This window comes from Rhizobium sp. Pop5 (genome assembly GCF_024721175.1).
Classification (GTDB): domain Bacteria; phylum Pseudomonadota; class Alphaproteobacteria; order Rhizobiales; family Rhizobiaceae; genus Rhizobium.
In genome coordinates this window covers 1,273,566-1,296,785 of record NZ_CP099399.1, presented here as the reverse complement: position 1 = coordinate 1,296,785, position 23,220 = coordinate 1,273,566, and the positions used below count along the sequence as shown (strand labels likewise).

Annotated in this window: 23 protein-coding genes, 1 tRNA gene and 1 pseudogene; 1 reads left to right on the top strand and 24 read right to left on the bottom strand. The window is 59.8% G+C overall.

Going from position 1 to position 23,220, the window contains the following annotated elements:
• Positions 1–173 precede the first annotated feature (173 nt).
• The 15 genes from rpsQ to rpsL form a co-directional block, all read right to left on the bottom strand.
• Positions 174–413 (bottom strand): 30S ribosomal protein S17, encoded by a 240-nt coding sequence (gene rpsQ, locus NE852_RS08515; protein WP_004674926.1) that lies wholly within the window; start codon positions 411–413, stop codon positions 174–176.
• A gap of 12 nt (positions 414–425) precedes the next feature.
• Complete coding sequence (gene rpmC, locus NE852_RS08510) at positions 426–626, bottom strand: 50S ribosomal protein L29 (protein WP_008521335.1); 201 nt, start codon at positions 624–626, stop codon at positions 426–428.
• Positions 627–638: 12 nt separating this feature from the next.
• Positions 639–1,052, bottom strand: coding sequence for a 50S ribosomal protein L16 (gene rplP, locus NE852_RS08505; protein ID WP_003573792.1), 414 nt, complete (start codon positions 1,050–1,052; stop codon positions 639–641).
• Between the two features lie 38 nt (positions 1,053–1,090).
• Positions 1,091–1,825, bottom strand: coding sequence for a 30S ribosomal protein S3 (gene rpsC, locus NE852_RS08500; RefSeq protein ID WP_003573793.1), 735 nt, complete (start codon positions 1,823–1,825; stop codon positions 1,091–1,093).
• A complete protein-coding gene (rplV, locus tag NE852_RS08495; protein ID WP_004674922.1) occupies positions 1,825–2,214 on the bottom strand; it encodes a 50S ribosomal protein L22 in 390 nt (129 codons plus the stop codon). The genes rpsC and rplV overlap by 1 nt, the downstream gene beginning before the upstream one ends.
• Positions 2,215–2,216: 2 nt before the next feature.
• Positions 2,217–2,495, bottom strand: a complete 279-nt coding sequence (rpsS, locus tag NE852_RS08490) for a 30S ribosomal protein S19 (RefSeq protein WP_007531666.1) — start codon at positions 2,493–2,495, stop codon at positions 2,217–2,219.
• Positions 2,496–2,510: 15 nt separating this feature from the next.
• Positions 2,511–3,347, bottom strand: coding sequence for a 50S ribosomal protein L2 (rplB, locus tag NE852_RS08485; protein WP_008521342.1), 837 nt, complete (start codon positions 3,345–3,347; stop codon positions 2,511–2,513).
• Between the two features lie 11 nt (positions 3,348–3,358).
• Positions 3,359–3,652 carry a 50S ribosomal protein L23 gene (locus NE852_RS08480; protein WP_003547550.1) on the bottom strand — a complete coding sequence of 98 codons (294 nt, stop codon included), beginning with the start codon at positions 3,650–3,652 and terminating at the stop codon, positions 3,359–3,361.
• Positions 3,649–4,269, bottom strand: coding sequence for a 50S ribosomal protein L4 (rplD, locus tag NE852_RS08475; protein ID WP_010028977.1), 621 nt, complete (start codon positions 4,267–4,269; stop codon positions 3,649–3,651). Before rplD ends, NE852_RS08480 begins: the two co-directional genes overlap by 4 nt.
• A gap of 13 nt (positions 4,270–4,282) precedes the next feature.
• Positions 4,283–4,924 carry a 50S ribosomal protein L3 gene (gene rplC / locus NE852_RS08470; RefSeq protein WP_008521348.1) on the bottom strand — a complete coding sequence of 214 codons (642 nt, stop codon included), beginning with the start codon at positions 4,922–4,924 and terminating at the stop codon, positions 4,283–4,285.
• Positions 4,925–4,957: 33 nt separating this feature from the next.
• Positions 4,958–5,266 (bottom strand): 30S ribosomal protein S10, encoded by a 309-nt coding sequence (gene rpsJ / locus NE852_RS08465; RefSeq protein ID WP_003547547.1) that lies wholly within the window; start codon positions 5,264–5,266, stop codon positions 4,958–4,960.
• Between the two features lie 304 nt (positions 5,267–5,570).
• Entirely contained in the window at positions 5,571–6,746 is a 1,176-nt protein-coding gene (gene tuf, locus NE852_RS08460) for an elongation factor Tu (protein ID WP_126924401.1), read from the bottom strand.
• 68 nt (positions 6,747–6,814) lie between these two features.
• Positions 6,815–8,914 carry an elongation factor G gene (gene fusA / locus NE852_RS08455; RefSeq protein ID WP_008521362.1) on the bottom strand — a complete coding sequence of 700 codons (2,100 nt, stop codon included), beginning with the start codon at positions 8,912–8,914 and terminating at the stop codon, positions 6,815–6,817.
• A gap of 29 nt (positions 8,915–8,943) precedes the next feature.
• Positions 8,944–9,414 carry a 30S ribosomal protein S7 gene (gene rpsG, locus NE852_RS08450; protein ID WP_008521364.1) on the bottom strand — a complete coding sequence of 157 codons (471 nt, stop codon included), beginning with the start codon at positions 9,412–9,414 and terminating at the stop codon, positions 8,944–8,946.
• Positions 9,415–9,492: 78 nt separating this feature from the next.
• Positions 9,493–9,864, bottom strand: coding sequence for a 30S ribosomal protein S12 (gene rpsL / locus NE852_RS08445; protein ID WP_003547537.1), 372 nt, complete (start codon positions 9,862–9,864; stop codon positions 9,493–9,495).
• 497 nt (positions 9,865–10,361) lie between these two features.
• Between rpsL and NE852_RS08440 the strand changes: the two genes are divergently transcribed.
• Positions 10,362–10,655 carry a hypothetical protein gene (locus NE852_RS08440; RefSeq protein WP_008521380.1) on the top strand — a complete coding sequence of 98 codons (294 nt, stop codon included), beginning with the start codon at positions 10,362–10,364 and terminating at the stop codon, positions 10,653–10,655.
• A 136-nt stretch (positions 10,656–10,791) separates the two neighbouring features.
• On the opposite strand, the gene rpoC is transcribed toward NE852_RS08440, so the two are convergent.
• The 9 genes and pseudogenes from rpoC to NE852_RS08395 form a co-directional block, all read right to left on the bottom strand.
• Entirely contained in the window at positions 10,792–15,000 is a 4,209-nt protein-coding gene (gene rpoC, locus NE852_RS08435; protein ID WP_258156399.1) for a DNA-directed RNA polymerase subunit beta', read from the bottom strand.
• A 190-nt stretch (positions 15,001–15,190) separates the two neighbouring features.
• Positions 15,191–19,331, bottom strand: a pseudogene (gene rpoB / locus NE852_RS08430) (DNA-directed RNA polymerase subunit beta).
• 261 nt (positions 19,332–19,592) lie between these two features.
• A complete protein-coding gene (rplL, locus tag NE852_RS08425; protein WP_008521408.1) occupies positions 19,593–19,973 on the bottom strand; it encodes a 50S ribosomal protein L7/L12 in 381 nt (126 codons plus the stop codon).
• A gap of 56 nt (positions 19,974–20,029) precedes the next feature.
• Positions 20,030–20,548, bottom strand: a complete 519-nt coding sequence (gene rplJ, locus NE852_RS08420) for a 50S ribosomal protein L10 (RefSeq protein ID WP_008521410.1) — start codon at positions 20,546–20,548, stop codon at positions 20,030–20,032.
• A gap of 329 nt (positions 20,549–20,877) precedes the next feature.
• Positions 20,878–21,579 carry a 50S ribosomal protein L1 gene (rplA, locus tag NE852_RS08415; RefSeq protein ID WP_008521412.1) on the bottom strand — a complete coding sequence of 234 codons (702 nt, stop codon included), beginning with the start codon at positions 21,577–21,579 and terminating at the stop codon, positions 20,878–20,880.
• A gap of 4 nt (positions 21,580–21,583) precedes the next feature.
• Entirely contained in the window at positions 21,584–22,015 is a 432-nt protein-coding gene (gene rplK, locus NE852_RS08410) for a 50S ribosomal protein L11 (protein WP_009985507.1), read from the bottom strand.
• Positions 22,016–22,191: 176 nt separating this feature from the next.
• On the bottom strand, positions 22,192–22,722 hold the full coding sequence (nusG, locus tag NE852_RS08405) for a transcription termination/antitermination protein NusG (protein WP_004669067.1): 531 nt from the start codon (positions 22,720–22,722) through the stop codon (positions 22,192–22,194).
• Between the two features lie 17 nt (positions 22,723–22,739).
• The gene (secE, locus tag NE852_RS08400; RefSeq protein WP_008521417.1) at positions 22,740–22,940 is read right to left on the bottom strand and encodes a preprotein translocase subunit SecE; all 201 of its coding nucleotides are present in this window, start codon (positions 22,938–22,940) and stop codon (positions 22,740–22,742) included.
• A 194-nt stretch (positions 22,941–23,134) separates the two neighbouring features.
• Positions 23,135–23,210: transfer RNA gene (locus NE852_RS08395), tRNA-Trp, on the bottom strand.
• Positions 23,211–23,220 lie beyond the last annotated feature (10 nt).

Below are 23,220 nucleotides of genomic sequence, written 5' to 3'. Positions count from 1 at the left end.
CGGCAAGCAAAAACACGGCAATAGCTGAATAGCGCGGGGTCGATCGTGCCAGGGTGGTTTCCCGAACGGGACCTTCCGTGCGCTCAAAGCAAAAGAACGCCCGGCATTCGAGCGTTCTGACGCTGCTTCATACAGATATTTCCGCGAGACGCAAGGCCTCGCGCAAAATTCTGTTACTTGCCCTGGGCGGCAATTACCGTCCAGCGCTTGTCCTTGGAGATCGGCGCGCATTCCTCGATGGATACGGTATCGCCGATCTTGTACTGGTTGTTCTCGTCGTGGGCCTTGTACTTCTTGGAACGACGAACGGTCTTCTGGAGCAGCGGATGAGCGAAACGACGCTCAACGCGAACCACTACCGTCTTCTCGTTCTTGTCGCCAACGACGACGCCCTGCAGGATGCGCTTTGGCATATTTTTCTTCCTTTAGGCCTTAACTTCTGCCGCCTTCTGGCGGGCAATGGTTTTCACGCGGGCGATATCCTTGCGGACTTCATTGATGCGCGAGGACTTTTCGAGCTGGCCGGTCGCCTTCTGGAAGCGCAGGTTGAACTGCTCCTTCTTCAGCTTGGCAAGCTCGTCCTTGAGTTGGTCGGCGCTGAGCGCGCGAACGTCTGAGGCTTTCATGAGCTCAATCCCTTACTCTGCAATGCGCTGAACGAAGCGCGTCTTGACCGAGAGCTTGGCAGAGCCCAGACGAAGCGCCTCGCGGGCGATCTCTTCGCTGACACCGTCGATCTCGAACATCATACGACCGGGCTTGACCTTGCATGCCCAGTATTCGACGGAACCCTTACCTTTACCCATGCGGACTTCGGTCGGCTTTGCGGTTACCGGAACGTCCGGGAACACGCGGATCCATACACGGCCGGCGCGCTTCATGTAACGCGTGATCGCGCGGCGGGCCGCTTCGATCTCGCGCGCGTTGACGCGGTTGGGCTCTTGAGCCTTCAGGCCGAATTCGCCGAATGCCAGGTCGGAACCGCCCTTGGCAACGCCCTTGATGCGGCCCTTGAACTGCTTGCGGTACTTAGTACGCTTTGGCTGCAACATTTTCTTACTTCTCCGAGCTTATCTTTCGCCAGCGCTAATTACGCGTTGTCGCGTTCGCGGCGACGATCGCCACGGTCGCGTTCGCGGCTTGCCGGACCCTGTGCGTCGCCTTCCAGCGCGCGACGTTCGGAAGCCATCGGATCATGCTCAAGGATTTCGCCCTTGAAGATCCAAACCTTGATGCCGCAGATACCGAATGCGGTTTCTGCTTCAGCCGTGCCGTAGTCGATGTCGGCGCGCAGCGTGTGCAGCGGCACGCGACCTTCGCGGTACCATTCCGTACGGGCGATTTCTGCACCGCCGAGACGGCCGGCGCAGGTGATCTTGATGCCTTCGGCGCCAAGACGCATCGCGGACTGAACGGCGCGCTTCATGGCGCGGCGGAAAGCCACGCGGCGCTCGAGCTGCTGGGCGATCGACTGAGCGACCAGCGTCGCGTCGACTTCGGGCTTGCGCACTTCAACGATGTTGAGGTGCGTTTCCGAATTCGTCATGTCCGACAGCTTCTTGCGGAGCTTGTCGATGTCTGCGCCCTTGCGGCCGATGATGAGGCCCGGACGCGCCGAGTGGATCGTGACGCGGCACTTCTTGTGCGGACGCTCGATGACCACCTTGGAGATCCCAGCCTGCTTCAGTTCGCTCATGACGAACTTGCGCATCTTCAGGTCTTCGTGCAGCAGCTGGCCGTACTCGGCATTGTCCGCAAACCAGCGGCTATCCCAGGTACGATTGATGCCGAGACGGAAACCGATCGGATTGATTTTCTGACCCATTATGCGGCCTCCTCTGCTGCCTGCACTTCACGAACGACGATCGTCAGGTGCGCGAAGGGCTTTTCGATGCGCGACGCGCGACCGCGGCCACGAGCGTGGAAACGCTTCATGACGATCGACTTGCCGACATAGGCCTCGGCGACGACAAGAGCGTCGACGTCGAGATCGTGGTTGTTCTCGGCGTTGGCGATCGCAGATTCGAGCGTCTTCTTGACGGCGCCTGCGATGCGCTTGCGGGAGAACTCCAGCTCAGCGAGTGCGCGCTCGACCTTCTTGCCGCGGATGGCCGCAGCAACCAGGTTGAGCTTCTGGGGGCTGACGCGGAGCGTGCGGGCGACTGCTTGCGCCTCGTTGTCCTTCAGCCGGCGTTCGGCTTTTGCCTTGCCCATTGTTACTTCCTCTTCGCCTTCTTGTCCGCGCCGTGACCGTAGTAGGTGCGGGTCGGAGAGAATTCACCGAATTTGTGGCCGACCATGTCTTCATTGACACTGACCGGGACATGTTTGCTGCCGTTGTAGACGCCGAAGGTAAGACCGACGAACTGCGGCAGGATCGTGGAGCGACGGCTCCAGATCTTGATCACTTCTGCACGTCCGCCTTCACGAACCTTCTCAGCCTTCTTGAGAAGATAGCCGTCAACGAACGGACCTTTCCATACTGAACGAGCCATTGGAGACTTCCTCTCTTACTTCTTACGCTGATGACGCGAGCGCATGATCATCTTGTCGGTCGACTTGTTCGACCGGGTGCGCTTGCCCTTGGTCGGCTTGCCCCACGGTGTCACCGGATGGCGACCACCGGAGGTGCGGCCTTCACCACCGCCGTGCGGATGGTCGACCGGGTTCATGACGACGCCGCGGTTGTGCGGGCGCTTGCCGCGCCAAACAGTACGACCGGCCTTGCCGTCGTTGATATTGGCGTGATCAGGGTTGGAGACGGCGCCGATCGAAGCAAGGCAGGTGCCATGGACGAGACGCTGTTCACCGGAGTTCAGGCGAAGGATCGCCATGCCCTGGTCGCGGCCGACGAGCTGTGCGTAGGAACCGGCAGAGCGAGCGATCTGGCCACCCTTGCCCGGCTTCATTTCCACGTTGTGGATGATGGAGCCGACCGGGATGAACTGCAGCGGCATGGTGTTGCCGGGCTTGACGTCGACAGCCTTCTCGGAAGCGACGACCTTGTCGCCGGCAGCGAGGCGCTGCGGAGCGAGAATGTAAGCCTTCTCACCGTCGACATAGGTCACCAGCGCGATGAAAGCCGTGCGGTTTGGATCGTATTCGATACGCTCGACCGTGCCTTCCACGTCGAACTTGCGACGCTTGAAGTCGACCAGACGATAGCTGCGCTTGTGACCGCCGCCGATGAAGCGGGCGGTGATGCGGCCGAGGTTGTTACGACCGCCGCTCTTGGTCAGACCTTCCGTCAGCGCCTTGACCGGCTTGCCCTTGTAGAGCGAGGAGCGATCAACGATGACCAGCTGACGCTGGCTCGGGGTCGTCGGATTGAATGTTTTCAATGCCATTTTCTTATTCCTCAGAGACCGGTGGAGACGTCGATCGTCTGGCCTTCAGCCAACGTCACGACAGCCTTCTTCACGTCCTTCTGCTTGCCGACGAAACCGCGGAACCGCTTGGTCTTGCCCTTGCGCAGCAGAGTGTTGACAGCCGTGACCTTGACGCCGAACAGCGCCTCGACAGCAGCCTTGATTTCCGGTTTCGTCGCCTGCTTGGCGACATTGAAAACAACCTGGTTGTTTTCGGATACCAGCGTGGACTTTTCGGTGATCGCCGGAGAGACGATCACATCGTAGTGGCGAAGATCGGTCACTTGAATCGCTCCTCTAGCGCTTCAACCGCAGCCTTGGAAAGCACGAGCTTGCCGCGGCGCACGATGTCGTAAACGTTGATGCCCTGGATCGGCAGAACATCGATGTTCGGGATGTTCTGAGCTGCGAGCTTGAAGTTGCCATCAAGCTCTGCGCCGCCGATGAAGAGGGCGTTGGTCAGGCCGAGCGTCTCGAAAACGGACGCGAGAGCCTTGGTCTTGGCTTCGGCGGCAACCAGGTTGTCGATGACGATGACGTCATCGGCCTTGATCTTGGCCGAAAGGGCGTGGCGAAGGCCGAGCGCGCGGACCTTTTTCGGAAGGTCGTGCTCGTGGCTGCGTACGACCGGGCCATGGGCCTTGCCGCCGCCGCGGAACTGCGGAGCGCGAGCCGAATGGTGGCGGGCGCGGCCCGTACCCTTCTGCTTGTACATCTTGGCGCCGGTGCGCGAAACTTCAGCGCGGCCCTTTGCCTTGTGCGTGCCCTGCTGCTTCTTGGCAAGCTGCCAGCGGATGACGCGAGCGAGAATGTCTTCGCGGGGCTCGAGGCCGAAAATCTCGTCCGAAAGGGAAACCTTCCCGGCGTCTTTTCCCTCGAGGGTCTTGACGTTCAATTCCATTGATCTGGCTCCCTTACTTCGCGGCCGACTTGACGGCGTCGCGCACGATGATCCAGGCACCCTTGGAACCGGGAACAGCACCCTTGATCAGGATCAGACCGCGATCTTCGTCGGTCGAAACCACTTCCAGGTTCTGCGTCGTGACGCGCGTCTGGCCCATGTGACCAGCCATCTTCTTGTTCTTGAAAACCTTGCCCGGATCCTGGCGCGAACCGGTCGAACCGTGCGAACGGTGCGAAACCGACACACCGTGCGTGGCGCGCAGACCGCCGAAACCGTGGCGCTTCATGGCGCCGGCAAAACCCTTACCGATCGTCGTGCCCGTCACGTCGACGAGCTGACCGGCAGCAAAGTGACCTGCCTTGAGCTCCGTGCCGATCTCGAGCAGGTTGTCTTCCGACACGCGGAACTCCTGCAGCTTGGCCTTCGGCTCGACGTTGGCAACGGCAAAATTGCCGCGCATCGCCTTCGACGTGTTCTTCACCTTAGCCTGGCCGGCACCGAGCTGAACTGCGGTATAGCCATTCTTTTCGACAGTGCGCGTGGCAACGACCTGGCAGCCGTCCATACGCAGTACCGTTACCGGGACATGCTCGCCGGCGTCGTTGTAGACGCGGGTCATTCCCACCTTCTGTGCAATCACACCTGAACGCATCGGTTCAATCCTTCCAACTCAGCTCGAGCAAGCTCAGAGCTTGATCTCAACATCGACACCGGCGGCGAGATCGAGCTTCATCAGCGCGTCTACCGTCTGCGGGGTCGGGTCTACGATGTCGAGCAGGCGCTTATGCGTGCGCATCTCGAACTGTTCGCGGCTCTTCTTGTCGATGTGCGGGGACCGGTTGACCGTAAACTTCTCGATGCGGGTCGGAAGCGGAACGGGGCCCCGGACGCTTGCACCGGTGCGCTTCGCCGTCGACACGATCTCGCGCGTAGAAGCATCGAGAATCCGGTGATCGAACGCCTTCAGGCGAATGCGGATATTTTGGCCGTTCATTCGACGTTATCCTTGTGTTTGTTTTCCACATGTCTCTAGGCAAGACACGGGTTGTTCTTTCTTCCTAAGGCGGACCACCGGTTTCAAAGATCGAGAGGGCGCCGAAACGGCGTCCCTATCCAGTCTTCAGGGCCTTTTTAGCCCACCTTATTGTTTGTTTAGTCGCCGCTTCGTTATCCAAAGCAGTGCGCAAATCGCGCTCGCGCGCCATTTGCTACATTTCTGTGTAATAAGCAAGCGGCTTGCACCGCTTGCATCATAATATTGTCATCGATCGGCCGCCCCGCTGGAGCGGCCGAGAGAACTACTCGACGATGCTCGCGACGATACCGGCGCCGACGGTGCGGCCGCCTTCGCGGATGGCGAAGCGCAGCTTTTCTTCCATCGCGATCGGAACGATCAGCTCGACGGCAACCGTGACGTTATCGCCAGGCATAACCATTTCCGTGCCTTCCGGCAGCGTGACGATGCCGGTCACGTCCGTCGTGCGGAAGTAGAACTGCGGACGGTAGTTGGTGAAGAACGGCGTATGACGGCCGCCCTCTTCCTTCGTCAGGATGTAGGCTTCAGCCATGAACTTCTTGTGCGGCTTGACAGAGCCCGGCTTGCACAGGATCTGACCACGCTCGACGCCGTCACGGTTCACACCGCGAACCAGTGCGCCGATGTTGTCGCCAGCCTGGCCCTGGTCGAGCAGCTTGCGGAACATTTCAACGCCGGTCACCGTCGTCTTCGAGGTCGGACGGATGCCGACGATCTCGACTTCTTCACCAACCTTGACGATGCCACGCTCGACGCGGCCGGTCACCACAGTACCACGGCCCGAGATCGAGAACACGTCTTCGATCGGCATCAGGAACGGCTGGTCGATCGGACGCTCAGGCGTCGGGATGTAGGCGTCAACCGCTGCCATCAGTTCGCGGATCGCGTCTTCGCCGATCTTCTTGTCGGAGTCTTCGAGTGCAGCAAGTGCCGAACCCTTGACAACCGGAATGTCGTCGCCCGGGAAGTCGTAGGACGACAGAAGCTCGCGAACTTCCAGCTCGACCAGCTCGAGAAGCTCGGCGTCGTCAACCTGGTCGACCTTGTTCAGGAACACAACGATCGCCGGAACGCCAACCTGGCGGGCGAGCAGGATGTGTTCGCGCGTCTGCGGCATCGGGCCGTCAGCTGCCGAGCAAACCAGGATCGCGCCGTCCATCTGGGCGGCACCGGTGATCATGTTCTTCACATAGTCAGCGTGGCCGGGGCAGTCGACGTGCGCGTAGTGGCGGTTCGGCGTCTCGTATTCGACGTGAGCCGTCGAAATGGTGATGCCGCGTGCCTTTTCTTCCGGAGCAGCGTCGATCTGGTCATACGCCTTGAACTCACCGAAGTACTTCGTGATCGCTGCCGTCAGAGACGTCTTGCCGTGGTCAACGTGGCCGATCGTGCCAATGTTGACGTGCGGCTTGTTGCGCTCAAACTTACTCTTTGCCATTTTCGGCTCTCCGTTTTGCTAGTCCCCGAAGGGATCTAATTCTTGTTATCGGTCAATTGGTATTCCGGTCACTTCTGACCGGAATACTTTGCCTGGATTTCGGTTGCGACGTTCGACGGGACCGGCGCGTAGTGATCGAAGGTCATCGTGTACTGAGCACGGCCCTGCGACATGGAGCGCAGGTTGTCGACGTACTTGAACATGTTCGCCAGCGGAACGTTGGCGCTGATGACAACCGCAATACCACGGCTTTCCTGACCCTGGATCTGGCCACGGCGGGAGTTGAGGTCACCGATAACGTCACCGACGTAATCTTCGGGGGTGACGACTTCGACCTTCATCATCGGCTCGAGGAGCTGAGCGCCGGCCTTCTTGGCTGCTTCACGGAAGCAAGCGCGAGAAGCAATTTCGAACGCCAGGACCGAGGAGTCGACGTCATGGAAGGCGCCGTCGATGAGCGTTGCCTTGACACCGAGCATCGGGAAGCCAGCCAGCGGACCGGAAGACAGAACGCTTTCGATGCCCTTCTGAACGCCCGGGACGTATTCCTTCGGAACAGCACCGCCGACGATCTTGGATTCGAACTTGAAGTCTTCGCCTTCCGGGTTCGGTTCGAAGATGATCTTGACGCGCGCGAACTGGCCGGTACCACCGGTCTGCTTCTTGTGCGTGTAGTCTTCTTCGGTCTGGCGCGTGATCGTTTCGCGATAAGCAACCTGCGGCGCACCGACGTTTGCTTCGACCTTGAACTCGCGACGCATACGGTCGACGATGATGTCGAGGTGCAGTTCGCCCATGCCGGCGATGATCGTCTGGCCGGATTCCTGATCCGTCTTCACGCGGAAGGACGGGTCTTCGGCTGCCAAGCGGTTGAGCGCGAGGCCCATCTTTTCCTGGTCGCCCTTGGACTTCGGCTCGATGGCGATCTGGATGACCGGCTCCGGGAATTCCATGCGCTCGAGGATAACCGGCTTCAGCGGATCGCAGAGCGTATCGCCAGTGGTGGTTTCCTTGAGGCCTGCGAGAGCAACGATGTCGCCTGCGAAGGCTTCTTCGATGTCTTCACGCGAGTTGGAGTGCATCTGAAGCATACGGCCGACGCGCTCTCGCTTGTCCTTGACCGTGTTCAGAACCGAAGAGCCCTTCTCGAGCTTGCCGGAATAGATGCGTGCGAAGGTGAGCGAACCGACGAAGGGGTCGTTCATGATCTTGAACGCCAGCATCGAAAGCGGCTCGGCGTCGTCTGCATGACGCTCGATGTCTGCTTCGGTCTTGAAGTCGATGCCCTTGATCGCCGGAATGTCGAGCGGCGACGGAAGGTAGTCGACGACGGCGTCAAGCAACGGCTGAACGCCCTTGTTCTTGAAGGCGGTGCCGCAGAACATCGGATGGAACTTGACGTCGATGGTGCCGCGGCGAACGAGTTCGCGGATCTTATCGTTGTCGGGCATGTTGCCTTCGAGATAGGCTTCCATCGCAGCTTCGTCGATCTCGACAACCGTCTCGATCAGCTTTTCGCGATATTCTTCGGCCTTGGCCTTCAGGTCATCGGGGATTTCGACGACGTCCCACTGGGCGCCGAGCGATTCGTCGCGCCAGATCAGAGCGTTCATCTCAACGAGGTCGACGACGCCCTTGAAGTCGCTTTCAGCGCCAATCGGCAGCTGCATGACGACAGCGGTCGCGCCGAGACGGGTCTTGATCATCTCGACGGAACGGTAGAAGTCAGCGCCGGTCTTGTCCATCTTGTTGCAGAAGATCATGCGCGGAACATTGTACTTCTCAGCCTGACGCCAGACGGTTTCCGTCTGCGGCTCAACGCCGGCGTTGGCGTCGAGCAGCGCGATGGCGCCGTCGAGAACGCGCAGCGAACGCTCGACTTCGATGGTGAAGTCGACGTGGCCGGGAGTGTCGATGATGTTGAAGCGGCGCATCTTGCCGTCACGGCCCTTCCAGAAGGTCGTGGTGGCAGCGGACGTGATCGTGATGCCGCGCTCCTGCTCCTGCTCCATCCAGTCCATGGTGGCTGCGCCGTCGTGGACTTCGCCGATCTTGTGCGACTTGCCGGTGTAGTAAAGGATACGCTCGGTGGTCGTGGTCTTGCCGGCGTCGATATGCGCCATGATACCGAAATTGCGGTAGTCTTCGATCTTATATTCGCGAGCCATTGTGGACTGCCTTTCGATACCGTTCGGAATTACCAGCGATAGTGCGAGAACGCGCGGTTGGCGTCAGCCATCTTGTGCGTGTCTTCGCGCTTCTTGACGGCGGACCCGCGGTTGTTGGACGCATCGAGCAGTTCGCCGGAGAGACGGTCGATCATGGTGGTTTCGTTGCGCTTGCGGGCAGCAGCAATCAGCCAGCGAATGGCGAGGGCCTGGCGGCGCTCCGGACGGACATCCACCGGAACCTGGTAGGTCGCACCACCGACGCGGCGCGAGCGGACTTCAACGTGCGGGGCAATGTTGTCGAGCGCAGAATGGAAAACCGTGAGCGGCTCCTGCTTGGACTTGCCCTGGACGGCGTCGAACGCACCGTAGACGATGTTTTCAGCAACGGACTTCTTACCATCGAGCATGATGGCATTCATGAACTTGGTCACGACGAGGTCACCGAACTTCGGATCCGGATTGATCTCGCGCTTTTCTGCTTTATGACGTCTGGACATACTTTTCGTCTCTTCAACCGTTAAGGCGCTTCATCACGCGGAGGACCTCGCGCAGCGCCGGATTATTCAAAACCCGAATTACTTCGGACGCTTCGCACCGTACTTGGAGCGACGCTGCTTGCGGTTCTTGACACCCTGGGTATCGAGAACGCCGCGGATGATGTGGTAACGGACACCCGGAAGGTCCTTGACGCGGCCGCCACGGATCATGACGACAGAGTGTTCCTGAAGGTTGTGACCTTCGCCGGGGATGTAACCAATGACTTCGAAGCCGTTGGTCAGGCGGATCTTTGCGACCTTACGCAGAGCCGAGTTCGGCTTCTTCGGCGTGGTCGTGTAGACGCGCGTGCAGACGCCGCGCTTCTGCGGGTTCTCCTGGAGAGCGGGAACCTTATTACGCTTTACGTTCGCCTGGCGAGGCTTGCGGATCAGCTGGTTTACGGTAGGCATTCAACCATCCCTTACGTTTTATCTCAGTACCCTTGCGGGCTTGAACTCGCGCCGTCTCCGGCAATAACGCACGCATTCCGTCAATGCGCAAAATATGGCCCGATCCGCTTCCGCAGATGGACCACAAGGAGCAGAGGACGCATAAAATCATGCGTCATGCGTGCAGCATCATGACTTCAACGTGCGTTTAGAACCTTGTTTGAGGTGAACTCCAGGGCGCGTCGCCCCGAATAGCCAAGCCTCACATGGGATCTGATGGCCGGGGTACTACTGGTTTCCACCCGTCTCGTCAAGGCCGGTTAAGAAATAAACTTGGCCGCATCGCCTTGATATGCGGGCCGAACGCCCTGTTTTCACCCCCGTAGACGAATTCATCGCGCTGCGCCAAGATAAAAACTTGGGCATTGCCGCAAAAGCAGTTAAGGAATCGGCAATTGCGGCGTTAAGCCCTCACAGCAGGATTCGAGCGATCGAATCGAAGAGGCGAAGGACAGGCGATGATCACGACACCTGACAATGACAATAATTTCGACGGGCCGATGATCTTCATCATCATTGGCAAAGGCTATGAGTCCGACGCCAGCGAAGGCATCGATCTGCACATCCTGCTGAAGGCACCAGACGACGACACCGCCGTGCGCGAGGCCTTGAACGCTCTTGCAGAAGAGGGCTTCATCGAGGCCGATCTCGACCAGATCGGCATGCTCACCGAAATTCCGGCCGAAGAGCCGCATGCCTCGGCCTATCAGGGTGCGGTCGACGGCGAGGTCGCGATCATCCGGTTCAACTGAGGAAACTGCCGGCAGCGGCGGCGCAGCCCGCAACGACGCAGCGTCCTCCCTCCCCCGGTCAATCAGAAAATAGCAGAAACGAAAACCGCCCGGATCGCTCCGGGCGGTTTTTCAATTCGTGAACGTCGGCTGCGGATTATTCCGCAGCCGGGGCGTTTTCGGCCATGTCCTGCAGCATCGGGGTGGCGACGGCTGCCCCAGTGCCCTTGCGGCGTTCTTCAAGGATCAGCTCGTCGCGCGACGTGGCGATGCGACGGATCTGGGTCATGGTGCCGCCGGTACCAGCCGGGATGAGACGGCCGACGATGACGTTTTCCTTCAGGCCCTGCAGGCCGTCGGTCTTGCCGGCGATTGCAGCTTCCGTCAGCACCTTGGTCGTTTCCTGGAAGGACGCGGCCGAGATGAAGGACGGGGTCTGCAGCGACGCCTTGGTGATGCCGAGCAGAACCGGATCGCCATGGGCGGGCTTCTTGCCCTGTTCGATCAGGTGGTCGTTGACGTCCTCGAGCTCGATCCGGTCGACGTTGTCGCCGACGATGTAGGTCGAGTCGCCGGCATCGGTGATTTCCACCTTCTGCAGCATCTGACGGACGATCACTTCGATGTGCTTGTCGTTGATGACGACGCCCTGCAGACGATAGACTTCCTGGATTTCGTTGACGAGGTAGGAAGCCAGAGCCTCCACGCCCTTGATCGCCAGGATGTCGTGCGGAGCCGGATTACCGTCGAGGATGTAATCACCCTTTTCGATATAGTCGCCGTCCTGAAGGTGGAAGGGCTTGCCCTTCGGGATCAGGTATTCGACAGGCTCGACACCGTCTTCCGCCGGCTCGATGATGACGCGACGCTTGTTCTTGTAGTCGCGGCCGAGGCGGATCGTACCATCGATCTCAGCGATGATGGCGTGATCCTTCGGACGGCGGGCTTCGAACAGTTCGGCAACACGCGGCAGACCGCCGGTGATGTCCTTCGTCTTGGCGCTTTCGAGCGGCGAACGGGCGAGAACGTCACCCTGGGAGACCTTCGTGCCCGGCTCGACCGACAGAATGGCGTCGACCGAGAGCAGGAAGCGGGCGTCACCACCGCGCGACAGCTTCGCGACATTGCCGCTGGCGTCCTTGATGACGATCGCCGGCTTGAGGTCCGAGCCGCGCGGCGTCGAACGCCAGTCGATGACCTGACGCTTGGTGATGCCGGTGGATTCGTCAGTCGCTTCCAGAACCGAAAGACCATCGACGAGGTCTTCGAACTGAACCGTACCGGCAACTTCCGTCATCATCGGACGGGTATAGGGATCCCACTCAGCCAGACGCTGGCCGCGCTTGACCTTGTCACCTTCATCGACATGCAGCTTCGAACCGTAGGCGACGCGCTGCGAAGAGCGTTCCACGCCACGCTCGTCCAGGATCTGGACGGTCATGTTGCGGCCCATGGCAACGAGGCTGCCTTCGGAGTTGCGCAGTAGGTTGCGGTTCTTGATCTGCACCGTACCTTCGTACGAGGCTTCCAGGAACGACTGGTCGACCACGGTCGCCGTACCGCCAAGGTGGAAGGTACGCATGGTGAGCTGGGTGCCCGGCTCGCCGATCGACTGAGCGGCGATGACGCCGACTGCTTCGCCCATGTTAACAGGCGTACCGCGCGCGAGGTCGCGGCCGTAGCAGACCGAGCAGACGCCCGTCTGGATTTCGCAGGTCAGCGCCGAGCGGATGCGGATCGACTGGATACCGGCCTTCTCGATCTCGACAACGTCAGGCTCGAGGATCATCTTGCCGGCATCGACAATGCGCTCACCCGTAACCGGATGATCGATGTCGTCGAGCGCCGTTCGGCCGAGGATACGGGCGCCGAGCGAGGCGACGACCTGACCGGCATCGACGATGGCCGTCATGGTCAGACCGGTTTCGGTACCGCAGTCGACATGCGTGACGATGCAATCCTGCGCGACGTCCACGAGACGGCGGGTCAGGTAACCGGAGTTTGCGGTCTTCAAGGCGGTGTCTGCCAGGCCCTTACGGGCGCCGTGCGTCGAGTTGAAGTACTCGTTGACGGTCAGGCCTTCCTTGAAGTTCGAGATGATCGGCGTCTCGATGATTTCGCCCGACGGCTTGGCCATGAGGCCGCGCATGCCGCCCAGCTGGCGCATCTGGTTCGGAGAACCGCGGGCGCCGGAATGCGACATCATGTAGATGGCGTTCATCGGCTTCTGGCGGCCAGTGTTCGGATCGAACTCGACAGCCTTAATACGGGCCATCATGTCTTCAGCGACCTTCTCGGTTGCCTTGCCCCAGGCGTCAACGACCTTGTTGTACTTTTCGCCCTGGGTGATCAGACCGTCGTTATACTGCTGCTCGTATTCCTTGACCAGGTTTTCGGTGTCACCAACGATCTTTGCCTTGGTTTCCGGAATGACCATGTCGTCCTTGCCGAACGAAATGCCGGCGCGGCAGGCATGGGCGAAGCCCAGCTGCATGATGCGGTCGCAGAAGATGACCGTGTCCTTCTGGCCGCAATGGCGGTAGACCGTGTCGATCATCTTGGAGATGTTCTTCTTGGTCATTTCCTGGTTGCAGATGTCGAAGGGCACCTTACCGTTCTTCGGCAGCAGTTCGCCGATGAGCAGACGGCCAGGCGTCGTCTCATAGATCTTCGAGTAAGGCTTGCCATCCTCGCCGATCGACTTGAAACGGCCGCGGATCTTGGTGTGCAGCGTCACGACCTTGTTTTCCAGCGCGTGATGCAGCTCGCCGAGATCGGAGAAGGCCATGCCTTCGCCCGGCTCGTTCTGGTTCAGGATCGACAGATAGTAGAGGCCGAGAACCATGTCCTGCGAGGGAACGATGATCGGCGCGCCGTTGGCCGGGTGCAGAATGTTGTTGGTAGACATCATCAGCACGCGAGCTTCGAGCTGGGCTTCGAGCGACAGCGGCACGTGAACAGCCATCTGGTCACCGTCGAAGTCGGCGTTGAAGGCCGTGCAGACGAGCGGGTGCAGCTGGATCGCCTTGCCTTCGACCAGGGTGGGTTCGAAGGCCTGGATGCCCAGGCGGTGCAGAGTCGGCGCGCGGTTCAGCAGAACCGGATGTTCGCGGATGACCTCGTCGAGGATATCCCAAACCTCAGGCTTTTCCTTTTCGACCAGCTTCTTGGCCTGCTTGACCGTCGAGGAGTAACCCTTGGCGTCGAGGCGGGCATAGATAAACGGCTTGAAGAGTTCGAGCGCCATCTTCTTCGGAAGACCGCACTGATGCAGCTTCAGTTCCGGACCGGTGACGATGACCGAACGGCCGGAATAGTCGACGCGCTTGCCGAGCAGGTTCTGACGGAAGCGGCCCTGCTTGCCCTTCAGCATGTCGGACAGCGACTTCAGCGGACGCTTGTTGGCGCCGGTGATGACGCGGCCGCGGCGGCCGTTGTCGAACAGCGCATCGACAGATTCCTGCAGCATGCGCTTTTCGTTGCGGATGATGATGCCCGGGGCGCGCAGTTCGATGAGGCGCTTCAGACGGTTGTTACGGTTGATGACGCGGCGGTAGAGATCGTTGAGATCCGACGTCGCGAAACGGCCGCCGTCGAGCGGAACCAGCGGGCGCAGATCCGGCGGGATGACCGGAACGACCTTCATGATCATCCATTCCGGGCGGTTGCCGGATTCCATGAAGTTCTCGACGATCTTCAGGCGCTTCATCAGCTTCTTCTGCTTGAGATCCGACGTGGTGTCGGCAAGCTCGGAGCGCAGATCGCCAGCGATCTTTTCGAGGTTCATCGATGCGAGCATCTCGTAGATGGCTTCCGCACCGATCATGGCCGTGAACTGGTCTTCGCCGTATTCGTCGACGGCGAGCATGTACTCTTCTTCCGTCAGGAGCTGATGCTCCTTGAGCGCGGTCAAGCCCGGCTCGGTGACGATGTAGTTTTCGAAATAGAGAACGCGTTCGACATCCTTCAGCGTCATGTCGAGCAGCGTCGAAATGCGTGAGGGCAGCGACTTCAGGAACCAGATGTGGGCAACGGGAGCGGCGAGCTCGATATGGCCCATGCGCTCACGGCGAACGCGCGACAGCGTGACTTCGACGCCGCACTTTTCGCAGATGATGCCCTTGTACTTCATGCGCTTGTACTTGCCGCACAAGCATTCGTAGTCCTTGATCGGGCCAAAGATGCGTGCGCAGAACAGACCGTCGCGTTCCGGCTTGAACGTGCGGTAGTTGATGGTTTCCGGCTTCTTGATCTCACCGTAGGACCAGGAGAGGATCTTCTCCGGAGACGCGATCGAAATCCGAATGGAATCGAAATTCTGTGCAGGCACCTGCGGATTGAAAAGATTCATGACCTCTTGGTTCATGCCTGTCTCCTTCATGGGCTAAAGCGCCCTCAAAATGCGATGGTCGGCGGCAATTTCCCGGGAGCCGCCTCCCTCGCCTAAACGAGAATAACCGCAAGATGCGGCGAAACTTCCCTTCCGGGCCACACGGATACGGTGGCCGGCGGGACCGGCGTGCGCCACATTTGGCAGCGCACGCCCTATCAAGTCTTTATTCGGCCGCGTCGGGCAGCTGGGTCGCCTGCGCTTCGTCAAGCTTGGTGTTCTCAAGCTCAACGCTGAGGCCCAGCGAGCGCATTTCCTTGACGAGAACGTTGAAGCTTTCCGGAATACCGGCTTCGAACGTGTCGTCTCCGCGGACGATGGCTTCGTAGACCTTGGTGCGGCCGGCGACGTCGTCCGACTTCACCGTCAGCATTTCCTGCAGTGTGTAGGCCGCGCCGTAGGCTTCGAGCGCCCAGACTTCCATTTCGCCGAAGCGCTGGCCGCCGAACTGCGCCTTGCCGCCCAGCGGCTGCTGGGTCACGAGCGAGTAAGGACCGATCGAACGAGCATGGATCTTGTCGTCGACCAGGTGGTTGAGCTTCAGCATGTAGATGTAGCCCACGGTCACCTGACGGTCGAACTGCTCGCCGGTACGGCCATCGTACAGCGTCGACTGGCCGGTGTCCTTAAGACCCGCCAGACGCAGCATGTCGTTGACGTCGCCTTCATTGGCACCGTCGAAGACCGGTGTCGCAATCGAAACGCCGCGCTTCCACTGGTCGGCGAGACGCAGAACCGACTCATCGTCAAAGTCCTGGACCTGCTCGGCCTTCGGACCTCCACCGACGACGTCGCCGATGGTCTTGCGCAGCGGCTCGATGTTGCCGTTCGCCTTGTAGGCTTCGATCAATTCGCCGATCTGACGACCCATGCCGGCGCAAGCCCAACCCAGGTGCGTTTCCAGGATCTGGCCGACGTTCATGCGCGAAGGCACACCGAGCGGGTTCAGAACGACGTCGACATGCGTGCCGTCTTCGAGGAACGGCATGTCCTCGACAGGCACAATGCGCGAGACCACGCCCTTGTTCCCGTGACGGCCGGCCATCTTGTCGCCCGGCTGGATCTTGCGCTTCACAGCGACGAAGACCTTGACCATCTTCATGACGCCCGGAGGCATTTCATCGCCGCGCTGGACCTTCTCGACCTTGTCCATGAAGCGCTGTTCAAGGCGCGACTTGGATTCGTCGTACTGGCCCCGAAGCGCTTCGAGTTCGCTCTGGACCTTTTCGTCCTCGACGGCGAACATCCACCACTGCGAGCGGGGATATTCGGAGACGACGGCGTTCGACAGCTCGGTGCCCTTCTTGAAGCCCTTCGGGCCCGCGATGGAGACCTGGCCGCGCAGCATGTCGATCAGACGGCCGTAGACGTTACGGTCGAGGATCGCCTGCTCGTCGTCGCGGTCCTTTGCCAGACGCTCGATCTCTTCGCGCTCGATTGCCATCGCGCGCTCGTCCTTTTCAACGCCGTGGCGGTTGAAGACGCGAACTTCAACGATCGTGCCGTAGGTGCCGGGCGGCATGCGCATGGAGGTATCGCGCACATCGGAGGCCTTTTCGCCGAAGATGGCGCGCAGAAGCTTTTCTTCCGGCGTCATCGGGCTTTCGCCCTTCGGCGTGATCTTGCCGACGAGGATATCGCCCGGCTGAACTTCGGCGCCGATGTAGACGATGCCGGCTTCGTCAAGATTCTTCAGCGCTTCTTCCGAAACGTTCGGAATATCGCGGGTGATTTCCTCCAGGCCCAAGCTTGGTGTCGCGCGCCATCACTTCGAATTCTTCGATGTGGATGGAGGTGAACACGTCGTCGGCTACGATGCGCTCGGAGAGCAGGATCGAGTCTTCGTAGTTGTAACCGTTCCAGGGCATGAACGCGACGAGCGCGTTGCGGCCTAGCGCCAGGTCGCCGAGATCGGTCGACGGGCCGTCGGCGAGAATGTCGCCGCGGTTGACCACGTCACCGACGGTGACCAGCGGACGCTGGTTGACGCAGGTGTTCTGGTTCGAACGCTGGAACTTCTGCAGACGGTAGATATCGACGCCGGATTTGCCGGCCTCGAGGTCTTCCGTAGCGCGGATAACGATACGCGTCGCGTCGACCTGGTCGACCACGCCGCCGCGGCGGGCGCCGATGGCAGCGCCGGAGTCGCGAGCGACGACCGGCTCCATGCCGGTGCCGACGAACGGGGCTTCGGCGCGCAGCAGAGGCACGGCCTGACGCTGCATGTTCGAGCCCATGAGCGCGCGGTTGGCGTCGTCGTTTTCCAGGAACGGGATGAGCGCGGCTGCGACCGAAACGACCTGCTTCGGCGAGACGTCCATCAGGTTCATGCTGTCGCGGGGCGCAAGCATAACTTCGCCGGCATGACGGCAGACGACGAATTCGTCGACGAAGGAACCGTCAGGGTTCATCTCGGCGTTGGCCTGGGCGACGTAGTACTTCGCCTCTTCCATGGCGGAGAGGTAGAGTACGTCGTTCGTCACCTTGCCATCGACGATGCGACGGTACGGGCTTTCGATGAAACCGTACTTGTTGACGCGTGCGAAGGTGGCCAGCGAGTTGATGAGACCGATGTTCGGGCCTTCCGGCGTTTCGATCGGGCAGATACGGCCGTAGTGGGTCGGATGAACGTCGCGGACTTCGAAGCCGGCACGCTCGCGGGTCAGACCGCCCGGGCCAAGAGCCGAGAGACGGCGCTTGTGGGTGATTTCCGAAAGCGGGTTCACTTGGTCCATGAACTGCGAGAGCTGCGAGGAACCGAAGAATTCGCGGACGGCGGCAGCCGCCGGCTTGGCGTTGATCAGATCCTGCGGCATGACCGTGTCGATTTCGATCGAGGACATGCGTTCCTTGATCGCGCGCTCCATGCGGAGCAGGCCGAGACGGTACTGGTTTTCCATCAGTTCGCCGACCGAGCGGACGCGGCGGTTACCGAGGTTGTCGATGTCGTCGATCTCGCCCTTGCCGTCGCGCAGTTCGACCAGCATCTTGACCACAGCCAGGATGTCGTCCTTGCGCAGGATGCGGACGGTGTCTTCGACGGAGAGGTCGAGACGCATGTTCATCTTGACGCGGCCGACGGCGGAGAGGTCGTAACGCTCCGCATCGAAGAACAGCGAGTTGAACATGGCTTCAGCCGATTCCATGGTCGGCGGCTCACCCGGACGCATGACGCGGTAGATGTCGAACAGAGCGTCCTGACGGTTCTCGTTCTTGTCAGCCGAAAGCGTGTTGCGGATGTAGGCGCCGACATTGATATGGTCGATGCCGAGAACCGGGATCTCGTCGAAACCATTGGCCAGGATGATGCCGAGCGTCTTTTCGTCGATTTCGTCGCCGGCTTCGAGATAGATCTCACCCGTCGAATAGTTGACGATATCTTCGGCGAGATAGTTGCCGTACAGGTCGTCGTCGCCGGCTTTCAGCGCCTTCAGGCCCTTGTCGGACAGCTGGCGTAGCAGGCGCGGGGTCAGCTTCTTGCCGGCTTCCACGACGACTTCGCCGGTGTCGGCGTCGACCATCTCGGTGATCGCCTTGGCACCCTTCAGCGTTTCCGGCTTAAAGGGAATGCGCCAACCTTCGCCGTCGCGCTTGTAGAGCGACTTCGTGTAGAAGGTGTCGAGGATCTCCTCGCCGTCCATGCCGAGCGCCATCAGCAGCGACGTCACCGGAATCTTGCGGCGACGGTCGATACGGGCGTAGACGATGTCCTTGGCGTCGAATTCGATATCGAGCCAAGAACCGCGATAGGGGATGACGCGGGCCGCAAAAAGCAGCTTGCCAGACGAATGGCTCTTGCCCTTGTCGTGGTCGAAGAAGACGCCCGGCGAACGGTGCATCTGGGAGACGATGACGCGCTCGGTGCCGTTGACGATGAACGTGCCGTTGTTGGTCATGAGCGGCATGTCGCCCATGTAGACGGACTGTTCCTTGATGTCCTTGATCGACTTCGCGCCGGTATCCTCATCGATATCGAACACGATGAGGCGCAACGTCACCTTCAGCGGCGCGGCATAGGTCAGGTCGCGCTGGCGGCATTCGTCGACGTCGAACTTCGGCGGCTCGAACTCATAGGAAACGAATTCCAGCATCGAAGCGCCGGAAAAATCGGTGATCGGGAAAACCGACTTGAAAACGGCCTGCAGGCCCTCGTCGGGCCTGCCGCCTTTCGGCTCTTCAACCATCAGAAACTGGTCGTAGGACGCCTTCTGAACCTCGATGAGGTTCGGCATTTCTGCGACTTCGGGGATCTTACCAAAAAACTTGCGTACGCGCCTGCGACCGTTGAACGAAAGGGTCTGAGCCATCGTCGCTCCTTCAAAATCTTGCACCCGGGCCTGCAACGGACGGGAACCGATGGCCAGTCGATCCCGTCAATCAATGGGTAGTTCAATCTCGTCCGACTCCCGAAAACGCTCAGCTCGGATTGCTGTGCTGCTCTCGGCGCGAGACTATCCTTTTGAAGAACCCATTACCCAAAAGCCGTTTTGACGCGGCTTTTGGGTAATTCGTTCAGAAAAACGGCAAATGGGAGGCAGTAAATACCGCCTCCCAAAAGCAGTCGAAGATTACTTGACGTCGGCCTTGGCGCCAGCGTCTTCCAGCTTCTTCTTGATGTCAGCGGCTTCAGCCTTGGAAACAGCTTCCTTGACAGCCTTCGGAGCGCCTTCGACGAGGTCCTTGGCTTCCTTGAGGCCGAGGCCGGTGATGGCGCGGACTTCCTTGATGACGTTGATCTTGTTGGCGCCGGCATCCGTGAGGATGACGTCGAACTCGGTCTTTTCTTCTTCGACCGGAGCAGCTGCGCCTGCACCACCGGCAACGGCAGCAACAGCTACCGGAGCAGCGGCGGAAACGCCCCACTTTTCTTCGAGAAGCTTCGACAGTTCTGCAGCTTCCAGAACGGTCAGCGAGGAGAGGTCTTCAACGATCTTTGCGAGATCAGCCATTTTCTAGTTCCTTTTGTTCGGTTCGAACTGTTGAGTATGTACAGCGAAAAACCGCCTTAAGCGGCTTCGTCCTTCTTGGCGTAGGCCGAGAACACACGAGCAAGCTGGCTTGCCGGTGCTGCAACAACGCCTGCGATGCGGGTAGCCGGAGTCTGGATCATGCCCAGCAGCTTCGCACGCAGTTCGTCCAGCGAAGGCAGGGTCGCAAGCGACTTGACACCTTCGGCGTTCAGCGTTGTCGTACCCATGGCGCCGCCGAGAACCACGATCTTGTCGTTGGTCTTGGCGAAATCCATGACGACCTTCGGAGCGGTGATCGGATCATTGCTATAAGCAATGAGGGTCTGACCCTTGAAGAGATTGGAAATCCCTTCCGCTTCCGTACCCTGAAGGGCAATTTTGGCCAGGCGGTTCTTCGCGACTTTGACGGTGCCGCCAGCAGCGCGCATCTTCGAACGAAAATCGTTCATCTGTGCGACTGTAGCACCAGCATAGTGGGCCACGACAACCGAGCCCGAAGCCTTGAAGACTTCGTTCAGTTCCGTGACGAATTCGCGCTTTTCCGCTCTTTCCACTGCCTATCTCCAGTTGACGGGACCGAAACCGGGCCCGCCGGGTTGCCTTTTGCCTCCCGGGATCAAAAGAGATCCCAAGCGACGCTTGAGGATCCTGTCCCCCCGCGCTCCCGCGCCAATCAAGGCTAAAGAGACACAAGGCATCCAAGGCTCGAACCGAGTTCCAAGAAGCGAACTTCATGCAATTCGGGTCTTACCCGTCTCATGCAGGCCAAGTGATTAAGGGAAAACCACCTGCAATCTCGGACAGGATTCCGGATTTCTCCGGAATATTCCGGCCCCTTGCGAGGCCGGAAATTCATTCACCGGGCCGAAGCCCGGCCATAAATTTATGCAGTCGGGGCTGCGGTGACCGAGCCGACTTCGATCTTGACGCCCGGGCCCATGGTCGAGGAAATCGCCACGCGCTTGACGTAGTTGCCCTTGGCGCCAGCCGGCTTCGCCTTGATGACGGCGTCGGCGAAGGCGCGGATGTTTTCTTCCAGAGCCTTGGCGTCGAAAGAGGCCTTGCCGATACCGGCATGGACGATACCAGCCTTCTCGACGCGGAACTCGACAGCGCCGCCCTTGGAAGCCTTGACGGCTCCAGCGACGTCCATGGTGACGGTGCCGACCTTCGGGTTCGGCATCATGCCGCGGGGGCCGAGAACCTTACCGAGACGGCCGACGAGCGGCATCATGTCGGGGGTGGCGATGCAGCGATCGAATTCGATCTTGCCGCCCTGAACGATTTCGACGAGGTCTTCGGCGCCGACGATATCAGCACCGGCAGCCTTGGCTTCGTCAGCCTTGGCGCCACGAGCGAAGACTGCGACGCGAACCGTACGGCCGGTGCCGTTCGGCAGATTGACAACGCCGCGAACCATCTGGTCCGCATGGCGCGGGTCAACGCCGAGGTTCATCGAGACTTCGATGGTTTCGTCGAACTTGGCGACAGCCCGTTCCTTGACCATGCCGATGGCGGTCGTCAGAGCGTAGAGCTTGGTCGGATCAACACCTTCGTTGATCTTCTGAGTGCGCTTGCCTGCCATGGTCTTAACCCACCACTTCCAGGCCCATGGCGCGGGCAGAGCCCTCGATCATCGCCATTGCACCTTCGATATCTGCTGCGTTCAGGTCCTTCATCTTGGCTTCGGCGATCGTCTTGATCTGAGCCTTGGTGAGGGTACCAGCCTTTGCGCCCTTGCCAGGCGTCTTGGAACCGGACGTGATCTTCGCTTCCTTCTTCAGCCAGTAGCTGACCGGAGGCTGCTTCATCGCGAAGGTAAACGACTTGTCCTGGTAATAGGTGATGACGACCGGGATCGGCATACCCTTTTCCATTTCCTGCGTGGCGGCATTGAACGCCTTGCAGAATTCCATGATGTTAATGCCACGCTGACCAAGCGCCGGACCAATCGGCGGGGACGGGTTTGCCGATCCTGCCTTGACCTGAAGCTTGAGCTGGCCTGCAACTTTCTTAGCCATATCTCTCTGCCTTTCATGAACGGCCGGTCGCCCGGCCCGTGATGCCGGATCTCTCCGGCGGCTGCGGTTGCGTGGTGCGGATCATTAGGGTCCGGCTAAGACCCCTCACCTTCCACGCGGATGCGGACCAGGTCCGCGGGAAACAGGCCACAACGGCCAGCCTCCGGTTTCTGCAATCAGACCTTCTCGACCTGAGCGTATTCCAGTTCGACCGGCGTTGCGCGGCCGAAGATCGACACTTCCACCTTCAGGCGCGAACGCTCTTCGTCCACATCCTGAACCGTGCCGTTGAACGAAGCGAAAGGACCGTCGGAAACGCGCACCTGCTCGCCGATCTCGAAAGTAATGGATGCCTTCGGCCGCTCGACGCCTTCCTGGACCTGACCGAGAATGCGCTCGGCTTCATAATCCGGAATCGGAACAGGCTTATTGTCAGAGCCGAGGAAACCCGTGACCTTCGGCGTATTCTTGATCAGGTGATAGGCTTCGTCCGTCAGATTGGCGCGAACGAGAACATAGCCCGGGAAAAACTTGCGCTCGCTGTCGACCTTGCGGCCACGGCGCACTTCCACCACCTTTTCGGTCGGCACAAGGATCTTCTCGAACAGATGCTCAAGCCCCTTCTGGCGAGCCTTGTTCTCAATGTCCTCAGCCACCTTCTTTTCAAAATTCGAATACGCGTGGACGATGTACCAACGTGCCGCCATTTTCATCTCCACCCGTATCAGTTGCCGGTATTGAGCACGAAGCTCAGAGCCCAGCCGATCAGCTGGTCAGCGGCAAAGAAAAACAGCGCAGCGAAAACCACCATCACAAGCACCATAACCGTCGAGATCATCGTCTCGCGGCGCGACGGCCATGTGACCTTGGACGTCTCGGAGCGAACCTGCTGCAGAAACGCTAATGGATTGGATTTGGATGCCATCGACTGCCCACGCAATTACGGCGCGTAAAGCTGAAACTATCAGCCCCACGCACCGCGTGTCTGTTGAACCCTAAATAAACACCGATTTCCGAATACACAAGAGGGAAACCGAAGTTTAACGAAATTAGTTGCCACCCATTATTCCCGGTCCGAAACGCTGCGAGCACGCCTGCGCTGTCCCGCATCGAGGAAAGTGGCAGGGGCAGAGGGGCTCGAACCCCCGACCTGCGGTTTTGGAGACCGCCGCTCTACCAACTGAGCTATACCCCTTCATGCCTGT